Origin of the sequence: Streptomyces sp. DH-12 (assembly GCF_002899455.1) — a bacterium.
GTDB lineage: Bacteria > Actinomycetota > Actinomycetes > Streptomycetales > Streptomycetaceae > Streptomyces.
The window spans coordinates 961,827-986,397 of sequence record NZ_PPFB01000001.1; the positions used below are offsets into that span (position 1 = coordinate 961,827).

At 73.5% G+C, this 24,571-nt stretch carries 20 protein-coding genes; 3 read left to right on the plus strand and 17 right to left on the minus strand.

Going from position 1 to position 24,571, the window contains the following annotated elements; all coding sequences use genetic code 11:
• Nucleotides 1–29 precede the first annotated feature (29 nt).
• The 14 genes from C1708_RS03335 to C1708_RS03395 all read right to left on the minus strand — a co-directional run bounded on the left by C1708_RS03335 (nt 30) and on the right by C1708_RS03395 (nt 16,859).
• Nucleotides 30–1,253: an aminotransferase class V-fold PLP-dependent enzyme gene (locus C1708_RS03335; RefSeq protein WP_106411217.1), complete on the minus strand. Its 1,224-nt coding sequence runs from the start codon at nt 1,251–1,253 to the stop codon at nt 30–32.
• Nucleotides 1,250–2,587 carry a pyridoxal-phosphate dependent enzyme gene (locus C1708_RS03340; RefSeq protein ID WP_106411218.1) on the minus strand — a complete coding sequence of 446 codons (1,338 nt, stop codon included), beginning with the start codon at nt 2,585–2,587 and terminating at the stop codon, nt 1,250–1,252. Before C1708_RS03340 ends, C1708_RS03335 begins: the two co-directional genes overlap by 4 nt.
• The gene (locus C1708_RS03345; RefSeq protein ID WP_241911144.1) at nt 2,584–4,080 is read right to left on the minus strand and encodes a Y4yA family PLP-dependent enzyme; all 1,497 of its coding nucleotides are present in this window, start codon (nt 4,078–4,080) and stop codon (nt 2,584–2,586) included. The genes C1708_RS03340 and C1708_RS03345 overlap by 4 nt, the downstream gene beginning before the upstream one ends.
• 84 nt (nt 4,081–4,164) lie before the next feature.
• Nucleotides 4,165–5,958, minus strand: coding sequence for an ABC transporter ATP-binding protein (locus tag C1708_RS03350; RefSeq protein ID WP_106411220.1), 1,794 nt, complete (start codon nt 5,956–5,958; stop codon nt 4,165–4,167).
• Nucleotides 5,955–7,694, minus strand: a complete 1,740-nt coding sequence (locus tag C1708_RS03355) for an ABC transporter ATP-binding protein/permease (RefSeq protein ID WP_106411221.1) — start codon at nt 7,692–7,694, stop codon at nt 5,955–5,957. The genes C1708_RS03350 and C1708_RS03355 overlap by 4 nt, the downstream gene beginning before the upstream one ends.
• Nucleotides 7,691–8,824, minus strand: a complete 1,134-nt coding sequence (locus tag C1708_RS03360) for a nitroreductase family protein (protein ID WP_241911145.1) — start codon at nt 8,822–8,824, stop codon at nt 7,691–7,693. Before C1708_RS03360 ends, C1708_RS03355 begins: the two co-directional genes overlap by 4 nt.
• An 8-nt stretch (nt 8,825–8,832) precedes the next feature.
• Nucleotides 8,833–10,212: a YcaO-like family protein gene (locus tag C1708_RS03365; RefSeq protein WP_106411222.1), complete on the minus strand. Its 1,380-nt coding sequence runs from the start codon at nt 10,210–10,212 to the stop codon at nt 8,833–8,835.
• On the minus strand, nt 10,209–11,690 hold the full coding sequence (locus tag C1708_RS03370) for a CocE/NonD family hydrolase (protein WP_106411223.1): 1,482 nt from the start codon (nt 11,688–11,690) through the stop codon (nt 10,209–10,211). Before C1708_RS03370 ends, C1708_RS03365 begins: the two co-directional genes overlap by 4 nt.
• Complete coding sequence (locus tag C1708_RS03375; protein WP_106411224.1) at nt 11,687–12,541, minus strand: hypothetical protein; 855 nt, start codon at nt 12,539–12,541, stop codon at nt 11,687–11,689. Before C1708_RS03375 ends, C1708_RS03370 begins: the two co-directional genes overlap by 4 nt.
• A 92-nt stretch (nt 12,542–12,633) precedes the next feature.
• On the minus strand, nt 12,634–12,747 hold the full coding sequence (gene amiA / locus C1708_RS34795; RefSeq protein WP_241911146.1) for a streptamidine family RiPP: 114 nt from the start codon (nt 12,745–12,747) through the stop codon (nt 12,634–12,636).
• 56 nt (nt 12,748–12,803) lie between these two features.
• Complete coding sequence (locus C1708_RS03380; RefSeq protein ID WP_106411225.1) at nt 12,804–13,625, minus strand: ABC transporter ATP-binding protein; 822 nt, start codon at nt 13,623–13,625, stop codon at nt 12,804–12,806.
• A 20-nt stretch (nt 13,626–13,645) separates the two neighbouring features.
• Nucleotides 13,646–14,653, minus strand: coding sequence for a FecCD family ABC transporter permease (locus C1708_RS03385; protein WP_106411226.1), 1,008 nt, complete (start codon nt 14,651–14,653; stop codon nt 13,646–13,648).
• Nucleotides 14,650–15,789, minus strand: a complete 1,140-nt coding sequence (locus tag C1708_RS03390; RefSeq protein WP_241911147.1) for a FecCD family ABC transporter permease — start codon at nt 15,787–15,789, stop codon at nt 14,650–14,652. The genes C1708_RS03385 and C1708_RS03390 overlap by 4 nt, the downstream gene beginning before the upstream one ends.
• Nucleotides 15,790–15,881: 92 nt before the next feature.
• A complete protein-coding gene (locus tag C1708_RS03395) occupies nt 15,882–16,859 on the minus strand; it encodes an ABC transporter substrate-binding protein (RefSeq protein ID WP_106411227.1) in 978 nt (325 codons plus the stop codon).
• 84 nt (nt 16,860–16,943) lie between these two features.
• Here C1708_RS03395 and C1708_RS03400 point away from each other — a divergent pair, with 84 nt between their 5' ends.
• Together C1708_RS03400 and C1708_RS03405 are read left to right on the plus strand one after the other, a co-directional pair.
• A complete protein-coding gene (locus C1708_RS03400; RefSeq protein ID WP_106411228.1) occupies nt 16,944–18,143 on the plus strand; it encodes a YncE family protein in 1,200 nt (399 codons plus the stop codon).
• 551 nt (nt 18,144–18,694) lie between these two features.
• On the plus strand, nt 18,695–19,078 hold the full coding sequence (locus C1708_RS03405) for an ArsR/SmtB family transcription factor (protein WP_106411229.1): 384 nt from the start codon (nt 18,695–18,697) through the stop codon (nt 19,076–19,078).
• A gap of 453 nt (nt 19,079–19,531) precedes the next feature.
• Here the strand turns inward: C1708_RS03405 and C1708_RS03410 are convergent, their stop codons facing one another.
• The 3 genes from C1708_RS03410 to C1708_RS03420 form a co-directional block, all read right to left on the minus strand.
• Nucleotides 19,532–20,563 carry an ABC transporter permease gene (locus C1708_RS03410; RefSeq protein ID WP_106411230.1) on the minus strand — a complete coding sequence of 344 codons (1,032 nt, stop codon included), beginning with the start codon at nt 20,561–20,563 and terminating at the stop codon, nt 19,532–19,534.
• Entirely contained in the window at nt 20,547–22,103 is a 1,557-nt protein-coding gene (locus C1708_RS03415) for a sugar ABC transporter ATP-binding protein (protein ID WP_106411231.1), read from the minus strand. The genes C1708_RS03410 and C1708_RS03415 overlap by 17 nt, the downstream gene beginning before the upstream one ends.
• A gap of 121 nt (nt 22,104–22,224) precedes the next feature.
• On the minus strand, nt 22,225–23,271 hold the full coding sequence (locus C1708_RS03420) for a sugar ABC transporter substrate-binding protein (protein ID WP_106411232.1): 1,047 nt from the start codon (nt 23,269–23,271) through the stop codon (nt 22,225–22,227).
• Nucleotides 23,272–23,719: 448 nt separating this feature from the next.
• Between C1708_RS03420 and C1708_RS03425 the strand changes: the two genes are divergently transcribed.
• Nucleotides 23,720–24,571 carry a fumarylacetoacetate hydrolase family protein gene (locus tag C1708_RS03425; protein ID WP_106411233.1) on the plus strand — a complete coding sequence of 284 codons (852 nt, stop codon included), beginning with the start codon at nt 23,720–23,722 and terminating at the stop codon, nt 24,569–24,571.

Consider the following 24,571-nt stretch of genomic DNA (forward strand, 5'->3'; position numbering starts at 1 on the left):
TACAGGTGGAAACGGTTATCAGTTGCCGTTCACGTCAACGACGCGAGGACGGTCAGCAGACGGTCGATCTCCTCCGCCGTGTTGTACACGTGCAGGCTCACCCGTACGGATCCGTCCCGCCCGTCGGCGCCGGCCTGGCAGAGGCTGTCGGCGCGCACCATGAAACCGTGGCTGAAGAGGATGAACCCGAGGTCGTCGGACGGGATGTCGCGGTGGCGGAAGGTGACGATGCCGTGGCGACGCTGGGCCGCGGGCAGGGGGGAGTCGGCGGCCAGGCTCGCCGGGCAGCCGAGGACCTCGTACGGGCCGAGTCGTACGAGCCGGTCCGTCAGCCGGGTGGTGAGTGTGGTCGTCCAGCGCGCGATCCGCTCGACGCCGGCCGCGTCGAGCCAGTCGAGCGCGGCCCGCAGCGACACGATGCCCACCGTGTTGGGCGTGCCCTGCCAGCCGCCCGGCCGGAACACGGGCCCCCGCGCGTTGCGCGCCCACACCGCGCCCGATCCGGGCAGGGCCATCGCCTTGTGCCCGGAGAAGACCACGAAGTCCACGTCCAGCGACGGACCGTCGAGACGGACGGGCAGGTGGCCGACGCTCTGTGCCGCGTCCAGGCAGATCGGCACGTCCGGGCCGACCGCCTCGCGGATGCGGTGCACGTTCATGTCGCCGCCGTAGACGTGGTGGACATGGGTGGCGGCCACGAAGCGGGTCCGCGGGCCGACGGCGTCGGCCAGGGCCCGGTGGTCGTAGTCGCCGGAGACCGCCTGGTACGGCAGCGCCCGTACGCGGACCTCGACACCGCGCTCGGCCAGCAGCCGGCGGGCCTCGAGCCAGGGGTCGAGGTTGGCCCGGTGGTCGGCGTGCGGCACGAGGATCTCGTCCCCGTCCCTGAGGTACGGCACGAGCCAGTCACGGGCGACCGTACGCAGGCCCTCGGTGGTGCCGCTGGTGAAGTGGACGGCGGAGCGGCCCGGTTCGGGGTCGTGGAGGAACTCCTTGACCCGTTCTCGCGTCGTTTCCACGAGGTCCGTGGTCCGGTTGGCCCAGGGGTAGGTGCCGCGGCCGGCGTTGGCGTTCGACGTCGTGAGGTACGTCTGGACGGCCTCCAGTACGGCACGTGGCTTCTGTGACGTGGCCGCGCTGTCGAGGTACGCCAGCTCCGGATGGGCGGTGACGATGGGGAACTGTTCCCTCACCTCCCGCTGCCAGAGCGGACCCTCGGGCTCCGCCCCGGGAAGCGGGTGCGCCGCGCTCACTCGCGCACCAGCGGTGCGCCCGCGTCCCGCCAGGCGACGATCCCGCCGGCCAGGCTGCGGACGTCCGGATGGCCCATCCGGGTCAGCGCGGCGGCGAAGCGCAGTGACTTCTCGCCCACGGGACAGGCCAGCAGCACGGGAGTGCGCTTGCTGAAGGGGAGCCCGCCGCGCAGCAGGTCCTCGAACACCTCATCGACGATGTTGACCGAGCCCTCGATGTGCAGGGCGGCATAGGCGTGCGGACTGCGCAGGTCGACGACGAGTGGCCGGGGGTCGCCCTCGGCGGACCAGCGACGGGCGTCGGCCACGTCGATGACGCGGGCCTCCGCACGGGCCTCGGCGTCGGTGACGGCCGTCGCGGAGCGCCCGCGGGCCGTCCGGCCCAGGAGTTCGGGGCGTCGCTGACGCACATAGCTGAGGTAGCTCTCGGCCCGGTCGCACACGATGAACACCGCCGTCCGGCGCTGCCCCGTCCCGTCCAGCTCGGCGTCCGCGTACCGCAGGTGCCGCACCGCCCCCTGGTAGGCGGCGCCGCCGGTCGGTCCGCTCAGCAGTCCGCAGCGGCGGATCAGGGTGAGCATCCCGTCGATGGCCTCGTCGGAGGTGACCGACTCGATGGTGTCGTACGTCGCCGGGTCGAACAGGCCCACCTGGTGGACCTCGTCGATGGTGCGGATGCCCGGTATGAAGTCCGACTTGTGGGCGACCAGGCCGAGCACCCGTACGCGCGGGTCGTGCTCACGCAGGACCCTGGCGACACCGGTCGACGAACCGGCCGTGCCCACGCAGGCGACGAACCAGTCCGGCACCCGGCCGTCCAGGTCCTTCACTATCTCGGGACCGGTACCCTCCGCGTGCGCCTCGACGTTGCGCGGGTTGAAGTACTGGTCGGTGTGCAGGTACGTGCTCCCCGGGTCGGACAGCGCCCGGTGGAAGTGCGTCAGCGGGTCGTCCGTGTCGGTCGGGTCGAGGCACTCGCTGCGCCCGGGAAGTTCCTCGATCTCGGCGCCGATGAGCAGCAGGAGATCCTTGATCTCGGGCACGCGCATGCGGTTGGTGACGCTCTTGAACCTCGCTCCGTGCATGCCGGCCAGCAGGGCCAGTGCCTTGGCGGTGTTGCCGCTGGAGAGCTCCACGACCGTCCCGTCGCGGCCGGTGGCAGCCTCCAGGTGGGGACGGGCCATGTGCCAGGCGGGCCGGTCCTTGACGGACCCGAACGGATTGAGCATCTCCAGCTTGGCGTAGAGATCGATGTTGCGCAGACCGTGCACGGCGGGGTCGATGCGCACCAGCGGTGTGTTGCCGATGGCTTCCGTGATGCTGTCGTACCTCATCCGGGTGTTCCCCCCAAAGGTGTGATCGGCCAGTAGTCCTCGTCCGGGCACCAGTGCCAGGAGTCGCCCCGCCGCTCCACCGCCACCGTCCGCGCGACGGGCTGCCGCTGCGCGTGATGGGCGTGGAAGTCCATGGCGTATCCGGCGGTGTTGGCGAAGGCCAGCAGATCCCCCGCCCGCGGCAACCGGGGCAGGAAGACCAGGCGGCGGGTGATGAGATCGCCCTCCAGGCACAGATTGCCGGTGAGGTAGACGCCGACCGGCTCCCCGTCGCCCGACGCCGCTTCGCCGCGCGGAAGCAGGACGGGGTCCACCAGGACCCCGTGCTCCTCCAGGCTCATGTCACCCGCGTTCATCGCGAGGTGCACCAGGTACTGCCCGGCGTCCGTGTCCGCGGGCCGCACGTCCAGCACGCGGGCGAGCGACAGTCCGCACTGGTCGACCAGGGAACGGCCGGGTTCGATGTACAGGTCGTGGAGGTGCTCCAGCAGGAGGGTGGCGGGCGGGCGGCCCAGCACCGGCGCGGGCAGGGAGAGGACCTCGTCGAGGTAACCGGGGCCGGCGGTGGGGCGGTACGCGGGGTACAGCGCGGCGGCACCGCGCACCGTGCCGCCCTCGTTGCGCAGCCCGTATCCGTGACCGCGCCAGGTCAACGGCGGGCGGACGCCGAGCACCGCCTCGGTCAGCGCGGTGGTCCACCGCTCCCAGTCCTCCGCCTCGGCGACGTAGCCGACACCGAATCCGCCCCCGATGTCGAGGGCGCGCGGCGCGAGTCCCCGCGCCCGGCATTCGTCCATGAACAGCACGCACTGCTCCAGCGCCCGTGCCTTCTCCTCCACGCCCGTGGTGTCGAGGTGGTAGGCGGCGCCGGCGAACTCCACGGTGTCGGTGCTGCGTTCGAGCGCCGACAGCAGCTCTTCCGTGTCCCGGACCGGAGTGCCGAAGCGGCTGCGCCGGGAGAGCAGCCGGGTGCCCGCTCCCCCGTGGCCGGTGGCGTGCTCGAACCCCGACAGGCGTACCAGCACGGTGACGCGGCCGAGCCCGTGCGCGCGCACCAGTGCGGAGAGACGTTCCAGTTCCCCGGGCGAGTCCAGGTTGACCGTGGCTCCGACGCGCGCGGCCAGCCAGAGGAACGCGGCGTCCTTGGGGCCGGTGGCCATGATGCGGTCGCCGGTGAACCCACAGCCCAGCGCGTGCCTCAGCTCCTCCGTGGAGGCGACGTCGACGCCGACGGCGGCCGGGTCCTCCGCCGCCAGTCGCCGCAGCAGGGCGCTGGACCGGTTCGCCTTGTGCGCGAAGTACACCCGCCCGGTGAGACGGTGGCGGCGGTAGACGGCACGGAAGCGGGCGGCGTTCGCGGCCACGGCCTCGGGGAGCAGCACGTTGAGCGGCGACCCCAGCGCGTCGACGAGCGAGTGCAGGAAGGGCCCGTCCGTCAGCAGTGCGGCGAGCGGCGGCTCCACCCTGGGCCTCAAGTACAAGGGCGCGTCCACGTGAGACCCCTCCCGGTGCCGGCCGACCGCCGGCGCGACGATCGTTCGGGAGTAGTCGTTTCCAGGTACACCCGTCCCTAAGCGTCACTGGTCCGGTTCCCGGGGCGAACTGCCGTGCTCAGGGAGGGCGGTGTCGCTGAGGATGCGGTTGAGCGCGCTGCCGGGGCTGCTTGTGAGGTCCTCCCAGGTTCCCTCTTCCGTGATGAGGCCGTCCTCCAGGACTGCGATGCGGTCGGCGCGGCGGATGGTGGCCGGGCGGTGGGCGATGAAGATCGTCGTGCGGCTCTCCTGCCGCAGCGCGGTGGCGAGTTCGGCGTCGCCGGTGTTGTCCAGGTGGGCGGTGGTCTCGTCGAGCACGAGGACGCGCGGTCCGGCCAGCAGCGCGCGGGCCAGGGCGATGCGGGCCCGCTGACCGCCGGAGAGCGTGGCGCCCCGCTCGCCGACGAGGGTGTCCAGGGGGGCGATCCGGTCGACGCCGCACAGCCGTGCCGCCTCGGCCAGCGCCCGGTCGTCGGCCTCGGGCGCGGCGAGCCGCAGGTTCTCGGCGAGGGTGCCGTGGAAGAGGGGGGTGTCCTGTCCCACCAGGACCACCGCCCGCCGCAGTTCCGCGTCGTTCACCTCCCTCACGTCCACGGGATCGCCGTCGGCGGGCAGCAGCTGGACCTCACCGGCGGACGGGTCCCAGAAGCGGGCCAGCAGGTGGGCGCAGGTGGACTTGCCGGCGCCGGAGGCGCCGACGAGGGCGAGTGTCCGGCCGGGACGGACGGTGAGGTCGACGCCGTCCAGCACGGGGGTGCCGCCGTAGTCGAACCTCACTCGGCGCAACCGGACGCCCAGTGGTCCGGGGGGCAGGGGGCGTGGCGCGGCGGGCGGCGGTGCGAGGGCGGGGGCCTTGACGGCCGCGTCGACGCGGGCGGCGGCGGCGCGCAGGGCCACGGCCTGGCTCAGGGCGCGGGCCGACTCCGCGACCGGGCCGAGGACGGACAGGGCCAGCGCCATCGCGGCCGGCGCCCAGGCGCCGTGCAGCCGTCCGGAGGTCACGGACTGTGCCGCCGCGGCGACCACGCCGAGGACCGCGACCACGATGAGGAGGTCGCGGACGGCGGCGGCGACGGCCTCCCAGGTGGCCTCGGCGCGCTGGGCGTCGCCCACCTGCCGCCCCCGCTCCGCCAGCTTGCGGCGGCGTCCGGCCAGAGCGCCGAAGGCGAGCAGTTCGCGCAGCCCGTCGACGGTCTCGACCGTGTCGGCCGACAGCGCGGCCACGGCTGTGCGGGTGCGGCCGCCGCGCACCGTGCGCGCGCCTGCGTCGGCGAAGGGCGCCGCGGCGAGCAGGGCAGCGACCGGCAGCACGGCCACCAGCAGCCACGGCTCCACCAGGGCCAGAAGTACCGAGCCGCCGGTGAGGACCGTTCCCGCCGCGAGCAGCTGGGCGGTGGTGTGGGCGTAGAAGAACTCCAGCGCCTCCACGTCGGCCATGGCGGTGGCGGCGAGATCGCCGCTGCGGCGGCCCGCGACCCGGGCGGGCGCGCTGCGGGCCAGTCCGTCGAAAACGCGGACCCGCAGCACGGCCAGCACCCGGTAGGCGAGATCGTGGGAGAGGTCCATCTCCCGCCAGGTCATCAGGGCGCGTACGAGAACGAGGGCGACGAGCGCGGTGACGGTGCCGGCCGTGGGGGCGCGCCCTTCGATGACGGCGGTGCCCACGGTGTGCGCGGCCAGGGTCACCAGCGCGACGAGGGAGCCTTGTTCGAGGAGCGCGGCGGCACAGGTGCGGGCCGTCATGGCGCGGTGTGCCGCGAGGGCGGGCAGCAGGGCGCGCAGCGCGCCCCGTGCGGGGGCGTCCGCCCCGGCGGCGGTGGGACCGGTGACGGTGCTCATGCGGCGAGTTCCCCCCGATGGGCGCGGCCGGCCTCGACGAGCCGGGTGTAGACGCCGCCGGCCTCGACCAGGCCGGTGTGGTCGCCGACGGCGTCCACCCGTCCCGTGTCGAGGACGACGATCCGGTCGGCGGACCGGACGGCCGCGAGCCGGTGGGCGACCACCAGGACGGTCCGCCCGCCGACCGCCTTCAGCAGCTCCCGGACGATGTCCGCCTCGCGGCGCTCGTCGACCGAGCTGGTGGCCTCGTCGAGGACGAGGACCGGGGCGTCCGACAGCAGGGCCCGTGCGAGGGCGAGCCGCTGTCGCTGCCCGCCGGAGAGCGTGGCGCCCCGTTCGCCGAGGACCGTGGCGTAGCCGTCCGGGAGGGCGGCGATCTCGTCGTGGATCCCGGCGGTGCGCGCCGCCCGGGTGAGCTCGTCGTCCGTGGCATCCGGACGGGCCAGGCGCAGGTTGTCGGCGATGGTGGCGTGGAACAGGTACGTCTCCTGCGAGACCACCGCGATGCCCTGCCGCAGCGAGTCGAGCGCGTACTCGGTCGTGGGGCGCCCGTCGAGGGTGATCCGCCCTTCCTGCGGGTCGTGGTGGCGCAGGAGCAGGGCCAGCAGGGTCGACTTGCCCGCGCCGGACGGCCCGACGATCGCGGTGGTCCGTCCCGCCCGCGCTGTGAAGGAGACACCGTCCAGGGCGGGTGCGGGAGCACCGTCGTAGGTGAACCGGACGTCGTGGAAGCGGAGTTCGGGCGGTGTGGGCCAGTGCGCGGGCGTCGTTGCGGTGTCGGGGACCGTCGGCGCGGCCGTGCGCAGGGCCGCCAGCCCGTCGGCGGCCGACGCCCCCAGGTAGCCGGCGTGCCATTCCCGGGCGAGGTCGCGGACGGGGCGGAAGCACTCGGAGGCCAGCAGCAGCACCAGATAGGTGCCGGCCGCAGTGGTGGATCCGGTGACGGCCGACCAGCACGCCAGGAGCGCTGCGGCGGCGGTGCCGCCCTGGACGGCGAGGTCGGTGATGCCGGTGTCGACCAGGGACACCCGCAACTTGGCGACGGTCGCCCGGTGCAGGGCCGCGGACCGCTCCTCCAGGCGTGCCCGGGTGCGGCCGACCGCGCCCGCGGCGCGCAGGGCGGGCATGCCCTGCAGGGCCTCCAGGTAGTCGGCGCCCAGCCCTTCGTAGGTGTCCCAGTGCTCCTTTCCGCGGGCGGCGAGGAGCCGGTCCCAGGCGCGCGGCCCCAGCAGGGCCAGGAGCAGGGCGGGGACGAGTCCGAGGAGGGCCCGGGGTTCGACCACGGCGAGGACGGCGAGGACCAGGGGTGGTACCGCGAGGGTGACCAGGAACTGGGGCAGGTAGCGGGAGACGTAGGCGTCGACGCCCTCCACCCCCTCGACCAGGGTGGTGCGGACGGCTCCCGCCCGTGCTGTGGTCAGGTACGCGGGTCCCAGCCGGCCCAGGTGGGCCAGGAGTTCGTCGCGCAGTGCCACCCTGACCCGGGCCCCGGCGCGGGTGGCGGTGCGCCGCTGCCACAGGGCGAGCCCGGCGCGGGCGGCGACGACGGCGAGCACCGCGGCCAGCAGCCACGGGAGTCGGCCGGTGTCCCCGCGGGCCAGGCCGGCGAGCGCGAGGGCCAGCAGCGCGGCCTGTGCCAGGTGCGTGAGGGTGACGGCTCCCTGCAGGAGGGTGGCCGCGAGCAGGGGACGCCGTGCGCGCGTTGCGGCGCGGCGCAGCTCGGGGTGGACGATCACGTGGAGTTCTCCTCGTCGGCGTGGCGGGTGCCGAGGGCCAGGGCGTGCACGACCCAGTCACGGCCCGGCGCGGCGCCGAGGGCGGCGCCGAGATCCGCCTGCTGCCAGGAGCCGACGGGCCGGGCCGCCAGCCCGTGGCGCAGGGCTGCGACATGGGCCAGGTGGACGGCGAAGCCGGCTCGCAGGTGGGCGCGGCGGATGTGCGCGGTGTCGGCGTCGGTGGGGCAGCCGTGGGCGAGCAGTACGGCGCCGGCGTCCGCGAGCCACGCCTGGCCCGCCGCCCAGGCCGCGAGCGTCGGACGGGCCTCGCCGGACGCGTGGCGCCGCAGGGCCGTGCCCCCGGGAGCCAGTTCCATGAGGCCGGGCCGAGGCGGGCCGACCGCGGCGCACCAGCGCAACAGGCCACCGTCCCCGGCTCGTTCGGCGGTGGCCAGGACTGCCCGCAGCGCATCGTGGGGTGGGGGGCCCGGCAACGGTGGTGGGGTACTGCGGCGTGCCAGCAGGTCGGCCGGCGTGGGCGGGTCCTCAGTCTCCGCAGGGCGCTTCGGACTCCGCCCGTCGGGCGGTGGGACGCGTACGACGGCCAGGGGGTCCTCGGTGCGTCCGTCCATCCGTACGTCGCATTCGCCCGCGCCCAGGACGCGGGCCGCCAGGAGCAGCGCCGCGGCGGCGTGCCCGGTGTCCAGCAGCAGGAGGGGCCAGGCCCGGTGGCCGTAGTGGGACACCGTGCGCTGTGCGGTGACGGAGAGCGCGGCGGTCACGCCCGGCGGCGTGCCGTCGACGGGCGGGCCGACGTGGTGGACGCGGTGGCGCAGCGGGTCGTAGCCGTAGCGGCCGGGCGGCAGGGAGCAGCCGGCGCCCACGACCAGTTCGGTGTCCACCGGGTGCAGCGCACCGGCGGAGGGGGTGGGCCTGAGGCGTCCGGAGGTGTCCGAGGCCGCCAGGGACAGACGCAGCAGGGTCCGCAGGTCGAGGTCCGCGGGGCCGGCCTCCGGGATCGGGCGCGGTGGCCCCGGCCAGGGGCGGACGGCGGTGCCGGCGGGCGTGCCGGGGCCGGGGCGCTCCGGGGAGCGGGCGCGGGCGAGGGCGGCGGCGAGGTCCACCGGGCGGTCCTCGCGGGGGTGTTCCACGGCGGCCCTCACATGTGCGGCGGAGGCGCCAGCGTGAAGTCCTCCGGCGCGCTCGGCGCGGTGGTGCGCCATCCGCGCGCGACCGCGGCCTCGGCGAGGCGCGGGCAGCCGAAGTAGCCGAAGGCGGCGGGCGCGTTGGGCAGCAGTCCGGAGACGAGGACCCGGGCGACGCGCAGCGCGGTCTCCGCCACGTCCTCGGTGGTGAGGTCGAAGGTCATGACGCGGTGGCCGCCGCCGCGCAGCGTGCTCTCCAGCCGCTCCCGGCTTCCGGGCTCGACCGCGTCGACGGATACCGTCCCGAGCGCAGGCTCGGTGAACCTCCGGGCCTCGGCCGCCATCCGTTCGTCCAGCCACACCTGCACGTGCGCTCCCAGGTCCCGCACGTGCTCGAACTGCTCGCCGCACACGTCGAGGTAGCGGCCGTCGGCCCGGTGGTCCAGGTAGAGCCCGCGGGCGAGCAGCCCGGCCTCGACGGCCTGGAACACCCAGCCGTCGGGGCCGGTCAGCCCCTGGGTGAAGACCCAGGTGTGGACGGCTTCGAGGACAGCCTTGCGGGCGGCTTCGGCCGGGTCGTACTTGCAGGCGAACCCGGCGGCGTACAGGCCGAGGCGCGGGTCGTGGACGAGCGCGGCCATGCAGGGGGCGAACTCCGAGTGCATCTCGACGAGGTGGACCTCGAGCGCGGAACCGGCGAGGTCGTCGGTGAGGCCGGGTACGCTCGCCGGGTCGATGCCCCGGGCCGGGCCGTCCAGGTGCCACCACAGTTCCAGGGCGTCGCGTTCGACGATTTCCAGCAGGCCGCGCTCGATCGCGTCGTCGAGGCCCTGTCCGGCGGCGATCCCGGCGTAGTTGAGGTGGTGGGTGCGGGGCAGCTCGCGCAGGCCGCCCTGGCGCCAGTTGAGGTGGGTGAGCGAGACGGGTGCCCAGACCTCGGCGGCGGTCCCGTCGGACAGTCGTTCGGTTCCTCGTGTCCACAGCGCGGGGGTGTCGGCGGTGAGCGGGCGGTAGGGGAACTGCGCGCGGGCGTACTGCCAGGGTGCGTAGGCGGGCAGATCGGCCGGGCCGTACAGGCGCAGGCCCTTGTCCGCCAGTTCGGCGGCGGTGGCGCGCAGGGGTGCGTCCGGGTGGCCGGGCGGCGGCACACGGTTGCCGCAGTAGCGCTCCATCCCCTCGGCTATCGCGGCGACGCGGGCCTGCTCCGGATCGCCGAAGGTGGTGCCGAGGGACACCCGGTCGGCGGGCCACAGCCCGAGTCTGCGGGCGTCGGACATCTCGGCCGTGAGCGCGGTGTAGCGGGGCGGGGCGCCCGCGGGGTGCTCGACGGGCTTGACCTTGCGGACGATGCCGCAGACGGGGTCGACGAGCGCTTCCAACGGCAGAGCCGTCATCGCAGGATCTCCTCGGCGGGGGCGGTGGGGGCGGGACGGGACGGGAGCACGGGCAGGTCCAGCACCACGCTGTCCGGGTCGATCTGCCGCCGGGAGGCGAGCAGACGTCCGGCCGTCATCGGGTCGTCCCCGGTGTGGGGGTTGCGGGCGTGGGCCGGGAAGTGGTGTCCGGCGATCTCCAGGCGCAGCCGTGTGCCGGCCCGGAGCCGGCGTGCGAGCCGGCCGAGCTCGACGGTGAACGCGGCCTCCCGGCCCGCTGGTTCGGCACGCCGCACGATGCCGACGGCGAGCCGCTCGGCGGTCCCGTCCGGTGGGAGCGCCACGAGCCGGGCGACCCAGTCGGCGGACGGTGTGTGGGCGGTGGCCCGCAGCCGCACACGGGACGGCCCGACGAGGTCGAGCGGACGCGGCGACGGCGGTGTGACCAGCAGGCAGCGGTCGGGCGGGCCATCCGCGGGGACGGTCAGGTCGTCGGAGCGGACGGGCCGTGCGGGGTCGGCGATGAAGGCGGAGCCGTGCAGCAGGCGCGTGCGGTGGGCGCGCGGTTCTCCCTCGGCGCCGGCCGGCAGCCACAGGCCGGCGCCGCCGAGCGCCAGTGCGCCGTGGTGGCCGGGGGCGAGGCCGCCGGTCAGGGCGCGGCGGGCCCAGCGCACGTACAGCTCACCGAGATTCAGCCGGTGGGCGGGTCCCGCGTCCGGCCCCGGAGCAGCGGTCAGGGAGTGCCCCCAGGGGCCGAGCAGCAGACGCGCCGGGGATCCGCCCCAGGCACGCCACAGAGCGACGGTCTCCTCGGTGAAGTGGTCGTGGTGGCCGCCCACCGCGAGCAGGGGCGGCCCGGCGTGCGCCGCCCGCGCCACGAGGCGTCCGCGGTCGTGGTGGCGCCACAGCCCCGCCCACGAGGGCAGGGCGCGTCCCAGCCGCTCGGGCAGGGCGGTCAACGGCAGGTGGGCGAGCAGGCCGGGATCCTCGGCGAGGGCCTTGTCCAGCGCACTTTCGTCGGAGTCGCGCCGGTCGCCGTGGGCGGCCCACCATCCGGCGCGGGAGAGCAGCCGTTCCACGCCGGACGCCTCGCGGGCTGTCTCCGCCGGGCCGAGGGCGGGCACGGCCGCGATGACGGCATCCGGCCGGGCGTTCCCGGGGGCGTCGAGGGCGAGGACGAGGGCGCAGTGGGCGGCGTAGGAGGCGCCGGCGGCCACCAGCCGCCCGTCGCTCCACGGCTGCCGCCGGATCCAGCGGACGGCTGCTGTCCCGTCGGCGGTCTCGTTCGCGTACGGATGCCACTTCCCTGGCGACGCGAACCGGCCCCGCACGTCCTGGACGACGGCGGCGAACCCGCGGCGGGCCCAGCCACGCGCCTCGGCCCGGTGGCGTGTCCGGTCGTAGGGGGTGCGGATCAGGACGGCCGGGAAGGGACCGTCGCCGGCCGGGAGACGGACGTCGGTGGCGAGTTCTCCCACGGCCGCCTCGAACGCCGTCATACGCCCTTCCTCGGTGTCGGTGCGACGTCGGGCACCGGGAGGACGGCGTGCTCGGTGACGGTCAGCGTGCGCAGGTCCACGCGTCGGAGCCGGCGCCGTGCCGGGAGGCCGGCCGTGTCGGGGGCGCCGGTGGCCCACCGGCTGAGATCGTCCGCGAGCAGCGCCGCGAGCAGCGCGGCGGCGGGCACGGGGAGCCGGACGGGCGTGCCCGAGGTACGGGGGCCGCTCCAGTACGCGGCCAGTTCCCGGTGGGCGGGTGTGGCGGCGAGCCGGCGGGACCGGACGTGCGCCGAGGTGACGTCTCCGGGAGCGGCGGCCACCGGCTCGACGTACGCCTGCCAGCCCTCGCGGTGGCAGCGCAGCCACGCGACACCGTGCTCCGGCAGCCGGTCGGCGGCGTCCCACAAGCCGTCCGGCGCGGGCCCGTCCAGGCACCACACGACCGCGGAGGGGTTTCCGTCGAGCAGGTCCTCCACACCCGCCGGCGGGCTGCCGGAGGCGGTCACGGCCGGAGTCGTACGGGGCCGCGCGCCCAGGGCGGCCAGGTGCACGGCGAGCGGTTCGGTCAGTACCGGGTCGCCGAGGATGCTGACGTTCCGGCGAGCGGCGGGCCACTCCGGGGCCGACGGCCCTTCCGCCAGATAGCCGGCTTCTTCGAACGCCCGGACCACGCGCTCCAGCCCTTCGTCCAGCGGGGCTGCGGTCCCCCCGGCGAGCAGGGAGAGCAAGGCGTCCTCGTCGACGTCTCCTGCCCTGACGCTGAAGAACTCCCCCGCGGGGGTGCGGACGGCGAGCCCTCGCCCGGGCACGGCGACGACCTCGGCACCGGGGACGAGTCGGCTACGGGACACGGCGTTCCTCCTGTCGGCGGGAGCTGGGACGGGTGTGGGCCCGCCCGGAAGGCATCGGGCGGGCCCACGGTCGAGGGCGGCCAGGCCCTCGCTTACTCCTCGGTGTCCTCGAAGGGGTTCTCGACGAGCGCGTTGGAGTGAGAGGCCGAGTCGTGAGCCAGCTGACCCGGGTCGACGATCGGCTCGAAGACCTGCTCGTTGTCCATGAACTCTCCTTCATCAGCAGGGAGATACGGCGTTCGGATGAGCGCCGCGCCTCACTCTAATGAATCTGATTTTCATATTCTAGTGCTGCGATGGGGTGATCTGGATAACACACGGGCCACCCCCCTTCCGGATCCTCACCGACCCGGCCCGCCACCTGCAGCACCTCCGCCAGCAACCCCGGCGTGACGACCTGCTTCGGCGCTCCGTCGGCCACCACACGGCCCTCCCGCAGGGCGACGATCCGCTCGGCGAACCGGGCCGCGTGGGCCAGGTCGTGCAGCACCATCACCACCGTGAGTCCGCGTTCCTCGCGCAGACGCACCACGGTCTGCAGTACGTCGAGCTGGTGGTGCAGGTCCAGGTACGTGGTCGGCTCGTCGAGCAGCAGGACCCGGGTGTCCTGAGCGAGCGCCATCGCCAGCCGGACGCGTTGCCGCTCGCCGCCGGACAGCGCGTCGACGTCACGGTCGGCCCACTCCTCCACCCCGACGTCACGCAGCGCCCGGCGCACGACGGGGTCGTCGCCCTCGCGCAGCATGCCCAGCGGGCCGCGTGCCGCGTACCGCCCCTGCCGGACGAGTTGACTGACCGTCATCCCCGGGACGGCCGGGGCGGACTGGTGCAGCAGCGCCACTCTCCGGGCCGTGGCACGCCTCGAGAGCCGGGCGAGGTCGTCCCCGCCGAGCCGAACGCTCCCCTCGTCCGGTTGCAGCAGCCCGGCGGCCAGCCGCAGCAGGGTCGACTTGCCGCAGCCGTTCAGACCGATCAGGGCGGTCAGTTCGCCCGGCCGGACGGTCAGGTCGACGCCCCGCAGCACGGGCCGTCCGGGGTAGCCGAAGTGGACCCCCTCGACGTGGATCCCCACGGACTCGATCATGCTCTGTCCTCGATTCGACGTCAGAACGTACGGCTCGGCGTGCGGCGCACGACGATCAACAGCAGCGCGGCACCGAGGCAGGCGGTGAGCGCCCCGACCGGCAACGTGAGCCGTCCGGAGTCGAACGCCGTCGCCAGCAGCCGCGAGGACAGCTGCGCCGCCGCGTCCGCCCCGCACACCACGACCGCGCCCGTCAGGGCGGCGCCGGGAAGACTCCGGCGCAGGTCCGCGCCGAAGACGGCCACGGCCAGATGCGGGACGAGCAGCCCGATGAAGCCCAGCGCCCCGACGGCGGCCACCGCACCCGCCGTCAGCGCCACCGCGCACAGCAGGGCCAGGGTCCGGGCCCGGCGCGCGGAGAGCCCGGCGGCGAGGGCGATGTCGTCCCCGCAGCGCAGCAGGGTCAACGGCCCGGACAGCAGCCAGGCCGCGGCCCCCCAGACGAGTGCCCACGGCCAGAGCAGGTGCCAGTGCTCCCACACCCGGCCCTCCGTGGTGCCGACCAACCACTGCACCACGCTGCCGAGTTCGCCGGGCTTCACCAACAGCACCATGGCGGTGAGCCCGCCGAGCACTGCCGACACCAGCACCCCGTGCACGGCGGTCTGCGCGGGATCACCGCGCCCGCGGCCGGTGAGCAGCCACAACAGCGCCGCTCCGGCGCACCCGCCCCCGCACGCGGCGAGGACCACGGCCAGAGGCGAATCCCACCCGGCGAGTCCCAGGGCGGTCGCGGTGACGGCGCCGAGCACCGCCCCCGGGGTCACGCCCGTCACCTCCGGTCCGGCCAGGGGATTGCGCAGGGCGGACTGCAGGACCAGCCCCGCCACGGCCAGACAGGCGCCCGCGCCGAGGGCCACCAGCAGTCTCGGCAGGCGCAGCTGGAACAGGATGTGGCGCTCCGTCGCGTCACCGCCCCCGTTCAGGACGTCCCAGACCACACCCGGGGACATGCCGCGCCCGGCCACCACCTCCACTGCGGCGCACACGACGGCCAGTGCCGCGAGGGCCGTGAAACGCCGTGTCACCGTGCGTCCTCCGTCCTGATCGTCCCGGGAGACGGCGAGGCCGGACCGCCGGGCCCGCCCCGGTGAGCGTGATGCGATGCCCCGGCGGGAGGTCCTTCGTCCGCCGCACCCGAGGCCGCCTTCCGCGGCCCGGGCGGCTGCTCGCGCACCCCGGCCGAAGCGGCCGGCCCCTGCCGGACCGCCTGGCGGCGGCCGCCCGACCGCATCAGCGCGACGCCGGCCGGCACCCCCAACAGAGCGGTCCAGGCGCCGGCCGGCGTCTCCACGGGGGCCAGCGCCAGCCTGGCCGGGACATCGGCGGCCACCACGACGACAGCACCCCAGGCCGCGGACCACGGCAGCCAGCGCACGGCCCCGGCCGCGGGATCGAACCAGCGGCTCAGGTGTGGGGCGAGGAAGCCCACCCACGCGACGGGACCGCACACTGCCGTCACCGGGGCGATCAGCACCACGGCGATGGCCAGAGCGGCCAGCCGTGCGCGCTGGGCACGCACACCCAGTGCCTGCGCGTCCTCGTCGCCCAGCCGCAGCACCGACAGCACCGGCGCGCACAGCACGAGAGCGGGCACCGCGACGAGCAGCCACGGCCACAGGCCCGTCACGTCCTCCCAGGTCCGGGCGGAGAGGGAACCGAGCAGGTAGCGGTAGATCAGCTGGAGGTCCAACTGGTCGGCCATGACCATCAGGACAAGCAGCGCGGCTTGCAGCGCGGCCGCCACCGCCGCGCCGGTCAGCAGCACCGCGGACGGACTACGGCCGAGTCCGGCGACGAGCAACGTGAGCCCGCCGCCGAGCGCGGCCCCGCCGATGGCCGACAGAGGCTGAACGGCGGCGGGCAGAGACAGCGACAGCACCAGCGGCGCGGCCACCCCCAGCGCGGCCCCGGACGACACTCCCAGCATCTCCGGCACCGCCAGAGGATTGCGCAGCGCCTCCTGGAGCACCAGTCCGGCCGCCCCCAGACAGGCTCCGGCGATGAGCCCCAACAGCAGTCGGGGCACGCGGAGTTCATTCACGACGATCCCGGCCAGGCTGGTGTCCCCGTCCAGCACCGCGGCGGCCAGCCGGTGCGGGGGGACGTAGGGGGTGCCGAGGCTGAGCGTGCAGAAAGCGGAGACGGCCAGCGACACGACCACCAGAAGCGGTTGCCACCTGCGCGCACCGCGCGACGGCCGCTGTCCGTGCGCCGCGGCGCGATCGGCCGTCGCCGGCACCGGGAGGGACGTCCTCACCGCAGCGCGGCCGTGGCCTCGTCGAGGACGATGCCCAGCGAGCGGGTGCCGCGCCCCTTGGCCCACACCTCTGAGTTCACCTCGTGGACGTCACCGTTCCTCACGGCCGGGATCTTGCCCCAGAGCGGGTTCTCGGCCAGCTTCTCCGACAGCTTGCCGTCTGCCTCACCGAAGCTCAGGGTCTCGACGAAGAGCACGTCGACGTCCTGGGCGAGGATCTCTTCGAGGGAGTAACTGCCTTCCGCACCACGGGACTTCCACGGATAGTCGGCGATCTTGGGGAACAGGCTGGCGGCCACGTCCCCTTCGGGCGTCGCGACACCGAAGTTCTCGTCACTGCCGTAGATGACGAGCGCGGTCCTGTCGCTCGGCGCCTTCTCGGCCGCGGCGAGCTTCGTCCGGAAGGTCCTCTCCGCCTTCTCCCCCTGGGCGGTGCGCCCGGTGAGCGCGGCGACGTCGCGCAGGTAGCCCACGCTGTCCTGCCACGTCTCGGGCTGCATGGCCCAGAACGTGGTGGCGCCCTTGAGCGCCGGGGCGAGCTTGCCGTGGGTGTCCCCGAGGCCGATCACGAGATCGGGCTTGTGGGAGAGGATCGCCTCGACCTCCGGGGCGATGAAGCCGCCGGGGATGACGTCGACCTCCTCGGCCCTCTCCTCCCCCAGGAAGTCGGGGTGGGCGAGCAGCGCGCTGTTGGTGGCCGTCGGGACGATGCCCAGTTCGGTCAGGATGTCGTCGCACAGGGCGAACAGGCAGACGATCCGCTCGGGTTGCTTCTTCAGGGAGATCCTGGCGCCGTTGGTGTCGGTCAACTCCGTCGACGCCTTGATGGGTTCGACGGTCACCTCCGTCTTCGCCGGGGGCTCGGCCTTGTCGTTCGCGGGTTCCTCGGCGGACGAGCCGCAACCGACCAGGAGCGAACCCACCGCCGCTGCGGTGAGCCAACTGCGAACGAATCTCGACGGTGAGCGCAGCATCGATGCCCTCGTTTCTCTCAGGTGCCGGGAACGCACTGAAGATACATGATAATCGTTTTCACAAAACCGGTTTCTGGAGGACCCGTGCCCGCTGCCCCACCCGTCCTGCTCGTCTCCGACCATGTGGCCGGAGCCGTACACCTGCTGACCGTGCCGGACGGCGTCTTGACAGGACGTCTCACCGACCGTCACCTCTCCGAGCACGCCGGCTTCCTGGCGCTTCCGGGAGGGCGGGTGGCCTGCGTCGACGACCGCCGCGGGGAACTACTGGTGCTCGACCCCTTCGCCGAGAAGCTCGTGGAGCGCACGGTCCCGGTCGCCGTGCCGGCCGAGCATCTCGCCTGCGACCCGTCCGGCCGCCGACTGGCCGTCACGACCGGCCTCGGCAAGAACAGTGAACCGTGGTCGGACCTGCTGACGGTCCTGGACCTGGACACCGGGGAAGCCGCGCGGGTCCGCACGCGCGTCGGTGAACCGGGCGTAACCGTGCTGGGCGAGACCGACCCACTGGTCGTGCTGCGCCACCGGGAACCCGGCGCGCTGGCCGTCCACCGGTTCGCGGACCTCCTCGCGGCGCCGCCGGGCTGCCCCCCGGTCACCCCTCACGCATCCCTGCCGCTGCCGGACGACGGACACGGAGACGCACAGGCGCCCGGCTCGGAGCACGTGTTCGCGGCCACGGGACAGGGAGTGCACCAGGCCCGGAGGGAAGGCGACGCGCTCACCGCCGAGGCGGTCATTCCGTGGGGATCGCCCGCCCGGGGCTGGTACCTCCGACTCGACACCCGGCGGCAGGCGCTGTGGACCACCTTGCGGGGCGGCGCCCCGAACCCGCTGCGATGGCCGGAGTGGACCAACCAGGCATGGCACCACGACCTGGAGACAGGCCGCACGCTGCTCACGGAACTCGGCCCCGGACTCGTCTTCCGGCTGGCCCTCGCCCGGCACCACACCGCCTTCACCCGTGTCCACCCCGACGGCGACGAGCTGATCCTTCTCGGCGCCGACGATGTCGTCCGCCGCTGCCCCCTGCCGGCGATGGACGGCGCTCCGCGTCGCGGCGGCACCCCCTGGGAGGGCGTCCAGCGCCGGGCGGTGGCCGCCTCACCGGGCTCCGACTGGATCGCCGTCACCCGGGGCGGCCACGGCGAGGTGCACATCGTCGACGCGGAGACCGGTCACGAGGCGGCCCGTCTGCGGCTGAGCACACCTCTGCACCACGGCGGCCACATGACACTGCGCGTCCGGAACGACGGCGCCGACGGCGATCCCGTGGGGCGGTGACGGCCAGTGCGGGCCGGCACGCCCCAGGCGTCCGGAACAGCCGCCGTCCGCGGGAGCAAGGTCCGCTGCCGCGCCACACGCACGTCCGTACGCACGTTTCTCCTGATCAGTGGCCGGCCGCCGAGTCCGGTCCCGCGGCGCGGTCGCCCCTTCACACCCCGGCGGATCACGGACCCGGGCGCACCGCGTCCAGCGGGTGACCACGCGCTCGTCCGGCTCGCCGGTCTCCGCCGGCTGCAAGGCAGGGGACGGCCGAGAAGCCGGTGCTCGCTGCACGATGTCGTGCAGGCGGTCTCCAGGCAGCGGTGTGGTCCGTCGGAGAAGACAGACAGCGGCGATCCGACGCCTGGAGCCTTCGCCGGTGCGCGGGCACGCGGGCCGGTCTGCCGTGGGCGAGGCAGGCATGGAGGCCATCGGAGCAGTCGGTTCTTCACGACGGCAGGATGGAACGGCGGCGGTCCGGACACCCGGCAACCGCTCCGCTTCACCATACAAAATAAAATGAAAAACCGTTCATGTGTCCATGGGGGCGTGTTCGTAAGATGGAGCCCATGGGCCATGGAGCTGACGCCGAAACCACTGCCACCGCACGCGAACGCCTGGAGACAGTAGGCGCCGCCGATGTGGCCGCGACCCTCCAGGCCCTGGCCACGCCCTCCCGGCTGCGCATCCTCGCCCGCCTGCAAGAAGGCCCGTGCGCGGCCACCGAGCTCGCCGATGCCGTCGGCATGGAACAGTCGGCCTGCTCCCACCAGCTGCGCCTGCTGCGCAACCTCGGCCTGGTGACCGGGGAACGCCGAGGCCGCTCGGTGATCTACGCCCTCTACGACAACCATGTCGCCGAACTGCTGGAACAGGCCCTCCACCACGTCGAGCACCAGCGCCTCGGCCTGCGGGACGCACCCGCCCCGGCGGCGGCGAGCGGGAGGATCTGAGCAGACGTCCGGTGCACGAGGGCGGCGCCCGGCGGGACCGCTCGGCAACGCACCACCACCTGCTTCAACGGGACTGATCCTCGCGTCGCACGGCCTGGTCACGGTGCGGGGACCGCCGTCTCACGGCTGCGATGCCGGGAGCGGCTGCGCTCGCAGATCCGACGTCCTCACACGCACGGAGCAGGAACCCGGACGGGAGGGGGGCCGGACGCGTCCTGCGTGCAAGCCCCCAGCCGAGCTCACGGCGAAGCCTCACCGGAGCGCTCCGGGGGGCTTGGCCTCATGACGCCGGGCAGAGGCCCCGCCTGGGTGTCCCCGGGCAGGTCTCCCGCCCTGCCACCGGCGCTGTCACACGCCCGTCCCCGACCGGGAGTCACCCGCGGATCTCTTGCTGTGCGCCACGGGCGGGCGGGACGGGACCCGGGTCCCGTCCCGCCCGCCCGGCGGCCCCCGTTACTCCTGCTTCTCGCCGGAGGCGAAGCGGGAGATGATCAGTGCGACGATGATGATCGCGCCGTTGAGGAACTGGTTCCACAGCGGCGGCACGCCGGCCAGGGTCATGACGTTGACCACGAGCTGGAGGGTCAGCACACCGGTGAGGGCGCCGAACAGGGTGCCGCGGCCGCCGTTGAGACTGACGCCGCCGATGACGGTGGCGGCGAAGACCTGGAAGATCCAGCCGTTGCCCTGGTCCGCGGAGATGGAGCCGTAGTGGCCGGTGTAGAGGATGCCGGCGAAGGCGGCGAGCAGGCTGCCGACGATCAGGACGACCCACACGATCCGGTCGACCCGGATGCCGGCCGCCCGGGCCGCCTCGGCGTTGCCGCCGATCGCGTACAGGGCGCGGCCGTGGCGCAGCCAGGCGAGCGCGCTGCCGCCGATCAGGAAGAGCAGCGCGCAGATCCAGATGCCGGCGGGCGCCCCGAGCCAGGAGGCGCGGCCGAGGTAGGTGAAGGAGCCGGGCAGGTTGACGATCGACTGGCCCTCGGAGACGGCGACCTGGAGTCCGCGCAGCAGGGTGAGCATGCCGAGGGTGACGATGAAGCCGTTGAGCCGCAGTTTGAGGATGAGGAAGCCGTTGATCACGCCGATCAGCGCGCCGACCAGCAGGCACAACGGGATGGCCGCCCAGCCGGGGAACAGCCCGAGGCCGAGGAAGCGGGCGCCCTCGTCGGGCAGGACCATCCAGACGGCGATGACCGGGGCGACGCCGATCGTGGACTCCAGTGAGAGGTCCATCCGGCCGCAGATCAGGATCAGGGCCTGGGCCAGGACCAGCAGACTCAGCTCGGTGGCCTGCTGCCCGACGCCGAGCAGGTTGTCGGACGTCAGGAAGGCGGGCGAGACCACGAAACCGATGACGCACAGGACGAGCAGGACCGGAACCAGCGACAGGTCGCGGAAACGGGCGAACTCGATGCGGCGCCCGGTGGGCGCCGGGGCGGCAGCGGCCGGTGTGGTGCCGACCTCAGTGGTGGGGGTCATGGCTGTCCTTCGTGTCGGTCGGGTCGGCCATGCCCTCCATGGCGGCGACCAGTTGTTCGTCGCTCCAGTCGTGCCCGAACTCGGCGACGACACGGCCGTGGAACATGGCCAGGACGCGGTCGCAGACCCGCAGGTCGTCGAGTTCGTCGGACACGATCAGAGCGGTCTTGCCGGCGTCGGCGACCTCGCGGACGGTGCCGAGCAGGGACTCCTTGGACTTGACGTCGACGCCGTTGGTCGGCCGGACGGCGACCAGGACGTGCGGCTCGGTGGCGAGCGCGCGGGCGATGACGACCTTCTGCTGGTTGCCGCCGGACAGCGCGGACACCTGGGTGGTCGCGCCCGGGGTCTTGATGTCGAGGTCGTTGATCATCCGCTGGGCGAAGGCCCGGGTCCGTGAGGGGAGCACCGTGCCGAACGGGCCGAGCTGATCGGTGACGGTCAGCGTGGCGTTCTCGGCGACGCTGCGGTGCGGGACGAGGCCCTGGATGTGCCGGTCCTCCGGAACGAAGCCGATGCCGGCCGCGAGCGAGGCGGGGACCTTGCCCGTGCGGAGGCGCCGGCCCGCGACGGTGACCGTGCCGGCCCGGGGTCGGCGCAGGCCGGCGAGGGTCTCGCCGAACTGGACGTTGCCGCTGGCCGCGGCCCCGGCCAGCCCCACCACCTCACCGGAGCGGGCGGTCACGGAGACGTTCTGGTAGGCGCCGTCCAGACTCAGCCCGGAGACCTCGAGCAGCGGTTCGCCGCCGGAGCGCGCGGCGCCGGTCACGGACCAGGCGGGCGCGACGCTCCGCGTGCTCTCCCCGGTCATCGCCTCGACCAGGGCGTGCCGGTCGAGTTCGGCGACCGGCGCGGTGACGACGTGCCGGGCGTCGCGGTACACCGTGACGGTGGTGCAGAGGTCGTAGACCTCCTGCAGGTGGTGGGAGATGAAGAGGAAGGCGATGCCCTGCTGCTGCAGGGCGCGCAGTTTGCCGAAGAGCCGGTCGATGCCGCGGGCGTCGAGCTTGGCGGTGGGTTCGTCGAGGATGACGAACCGGGCGCCGAACGACAGGGCTCGGGCGATCTCCACGAACTGGCGCTGCTCGACGCTCAGGTCCATGGCGCGTGCGGTCGGGTCGACGTCCACGCCGTACTCGGCGAGCAGTTCGACGGCGCGCAGGCGCAGCCGCTTCCAGCTGATCGGGCGCAGCGCGCCGGCGCTCTGCCGGTCCAGGAAGAGGTTCTCGGCGACGGTCAGGGACGGGATGACGGTGGAGTGCTGGTAGACGCAGGCGACCTTGGAACGCCATGCCTCGGTGTCGCCGAGCGCCGGGGCCGGCTCGCCGTCGAAGCGCAGGGTGCCGGTGTCGGGGCTCTGCAGGCCGGTGAGGATCGAGACGAGGGTGGACTTGCCCGCGCCGTTGCGGCCGACCAGGGCGTGTGCGTCGCCGGGCGCGACCGAGAGGCGGGCGTCACTGAGCGCGACGGTGGCGCCGAAGTGTTTGCTGATCCCGTCGGCCTCGACGACGGGGCCCCGGATGGGGCTGGGGTCCGCCATGGCGGGTTGTCCTTTCCGCGGAGGGGCTCGTGGGCGGTGGCCCCGGAAGGCGCGGGACGAGGTGCTTCCGGGGCCACCGCTCAGGGGGTGTTCAGGGGGTGCTCAAGGGGTGCTCAGGGGGTCACTTGCTGACGTTGTTGCCCCACAGGGCCCTGTCGTCGACGTTCTCCTTGGTCACCAGCGGGGCGGGGAGCTGGTCCTCGAGGCCGTTGGGGAGCTCGATGATGGTCGAGCCGTGGTCGGTGGGACCGGGCTTGAAGGTCTTGCCCTCGGCGGCGGCCTTCGCGTAGTACACCGCGTACTTCGCGTAGAGGTCGGCGGGCTGGGAGATCGTGGCGTCGATGTGGCCCTGGCGGATCGCGTCGAACTCCTGCGGGATGCCGTCGTTGGAGATGATCGTGATGTGGCCGGGCTCGCCGGCGGGCTTGAGCAGGCCCTTCTGCTTGAGCAGGGAGAGGGTGGGCTGCAGGAAGACACCACCGGCCTGCATGTAGATGCCGTCCACGTCGGGGTGGGCGGCCAGGGTGGACTGGAGTTTGGCGGAGGCGACGTCGCCCTTCCAGTCGGTGGCCAGCTCGATCACCTCGATCCCGGGGAACTTCTCCTTCATGCACGCGGCGAACGCCTCGGAGCGGTCACGGCCGTTGATGGAGCTGAGGGCGCCCTGGAGTTCCGCCACCTTGCCCTTGCCGCCGAGCTGCTCGCCGAGGTACTCGCACGACTTGGTGCCGTACGCCTTGTTGTCCGCGCGGACCACCATGTAGACGTCGCCCTTGTCGGGGCGGGTGTCGACGCTGATCACCGGGATTTTTTCGGCAGCCAGCTCGTCCAGGGTGGAGGCGATGGCGCCGGTGTCCTGCGGGGCCATCACGACGGCCTTGGCGCCGGTGTTCTGGAAGACCTTGACGTTGGCGACCAGTTTGGTCACGTCGTTCTGGGAGTTGCTCACCGGCAGGGCGCTCACGCTCTGGGTGCCGGTCTCCCGGTCGACGTACTGGGCGTAGGAGTTCCAGAAGTCGGAGTCGGCGCGGGGCAGGTCGATGCCGATCTTCGCCGTGTCGCCGTTCGCGGAGGCGGAGTCGCCGTCGCGGTTGCAGGCCGTGGTGAACCCCGCCAGGACGGCCACGGTGGCGGCCGCGGCCGCGATTCTGGAGGAGCGAGGCTTCATGGTGCTGATCTCCTTGGCTGGGACGGCCGGTGCCTCGGCCGAAGTGAGTGGGAGCCGGGTCGACGGACCGGCGTGCGGGAGTGGCGCGCTCCCCCGCCGACGGCTGGGAGGTGGGGCGTCCCGGCAGGTCTGCCAAGGAGCGCGGCTGCTGAGTCATCGGATGGCTTGCGGCATCGTGGACCTTACGAGTCGGCAACTTGGGCTGCAAGAGGAGACGTCAGACGAATTTGAATCGTGACGTACGGGTCGCGGATGCACGTCAGGACGGGTGAACAAATGGCGCTCAACTGCCCATACGACCGCAAGGGCGACCGGGTGCGCACACGGAGAGGTCGGATGTCTCCTTGCGGAGGGACGTCGACCGCTCGTATGGTCGAGCCCGGCTAGTCATCCGATGTATCGATCGACGGAGGACCTGGGCCTCCACAAGCGACGACAGGAGAAGAACATGAAGCTGTTGCGAGTCGGGGAACCGGGCCGGGAGACGCCGGCGGTCCTCGGCGAGGACGGCGTCGCCTTCTCGCTGGCGGAGGTCACCGCCGACATCGACGGGACGTTCCTCGCCTCCGGCGGGATCGACCGGGCCGGGCGGGCACTGGCCGGGGGATCCCTGCCGCGCCTGGACACGGCGGGCCGGCGGATCGGCGCTCCCGTCGCCCGCCCGGGCAAGGTCGTGTGCGTCGGCCTCAACTACCGTGACCACGCCGAGGAGACCGGCGCGGCCGTCCCCGAGCGGCCGGTGGTCTTCATGAAGGACCCGTCCACCGTCGTGGGCCCCTGCGACGCGGTGCACATTCCCCGTGGCTCGGTGAAGACCGACTGGGAGGTCGAACTCGCCGTCGTCATCGGCGCCGAGGCCCGCTATCTGTCCGGCCCCGACGAAGCGGCCGGTCACATCGCCGGCTACGCGGTCAGTCACGACGTCTCCGAGCGGGAGTTCCAGCTCGAGTACTCCGCGCAGTGGGACCTCGGCAAGTCCTGCGAGACCTTCAACCCGCTGGGCCCCTGGCTCGTGACCCCCGACGAGGTGGGCGACCCGCAGCGACTCGGCCTGCGCCTGTCCGTCAACGGCGAGGTCCGCCAGGACGGCAGCACCAAGAACATGGTCTTCGACGTCGCGTACCTCGTCTGGTACCTCAGCCAGTACATGGTGCTGCGCCCCGGCGACGTCATCAACACCGGCACCCCGGCCGGCGTGGCCCTCGGCCTGCCCGGCACCCCCTATCTGCGCGCGGGCGACACCGTCGAACTGTCCATCGACGGTCTCGGCACCCAGCGGCAGAAGCTCATCAACGCGTGA

Excerpts from the sequence above, each read along its gene's own strand:
- C1708_RS03425 (WP_106411233.1), top strand. The coding sequence starts at position 23,720 with ATGAAGCTGTTGCGAGTCGGGGAACCGGGCCGGGAGACGCCGGCGGTC.
- C1708_RS03340 (WP_106411218.1), bottom strand. The coding sequence starts at position 2,587 with ATGAGGTACGACAGCATCACGGAAGCCATCGGCAACACACCGCTGGTG.
- C1708_RS03420 (WP_106411232.1), bottom strand. The coding sequence starts at position 23,271 with ATGAAGCCTCGCTCCTCCAGAATCGCGGCCGCGGCCGCCACCGTGGCC.
- C1708_RS03380 (WP_106411225.1), bottom strand. The coding sequence starts at position 13,625 with ATGATCGAGTCCGTGGGGATCCACGTCGAGGGGGTCCACTTCGGCTAC.
- C1708_RS03350 (WP_106411220.1), bottom strand. The coding sequence starts at position 5,958 with ATGAGCACCGTCACCGGTCCCACCGCCGCCGGGGCGGACGCCCCCGCA.
- amiA (WP_241911146.1), bottom strand. The coding sequence starts at position 12,747 with ATGGACAACGAGCAGGTCTTCGAGCCGATCGTCGACCCGGGTCAGCTG.
- C1708_RS03410 (WP_106411230.1), bottom strand. The coding sequence starts at position 20,563 with ATGACCCCCACCACTGAGGTCGGCACCACACCGGCCGCTGCCGCCCCG.
- C1708_RS03405 (WP_106411229.1), top strand. The coding sequence starts at position 18,695 with ATGGGCCATGGAGCTGACGCCGAAACCACTGCCACCGCACGCGAACGC.
- C1708_RS03395 (WP_106411227.1), bottom strand. The coding sequence starts at position 16,859 with ATGCTGCGCTCACCGTCGAGATTCGTTCGCAGTTGGCTCACCGCAGCG.
- C1708_RS03415 (WP_106411231.1), bottom strand. The coding sequence starts at position 22,103 with ATGGCGGACCCCAGCCCCATCCGGGGCCCCGTCGTCGAGGCCGACGGG.
- C1708_RS03370 (WP_106411223.1), bottom strand. The coding sequence starts at position 11,690 with ATGACGGCGTTCGAGGCGGCCGTGGGAGAACTCGCCACCGACGTCCGT.
- C1708_RS03365 (WP_106411222.1), bottom strand. The coding sequence starts at position 10,212 with ATGACGGCTCTGCCGTTGGAAGCGCTCGTCGACCCCGTCTGCGGCATC.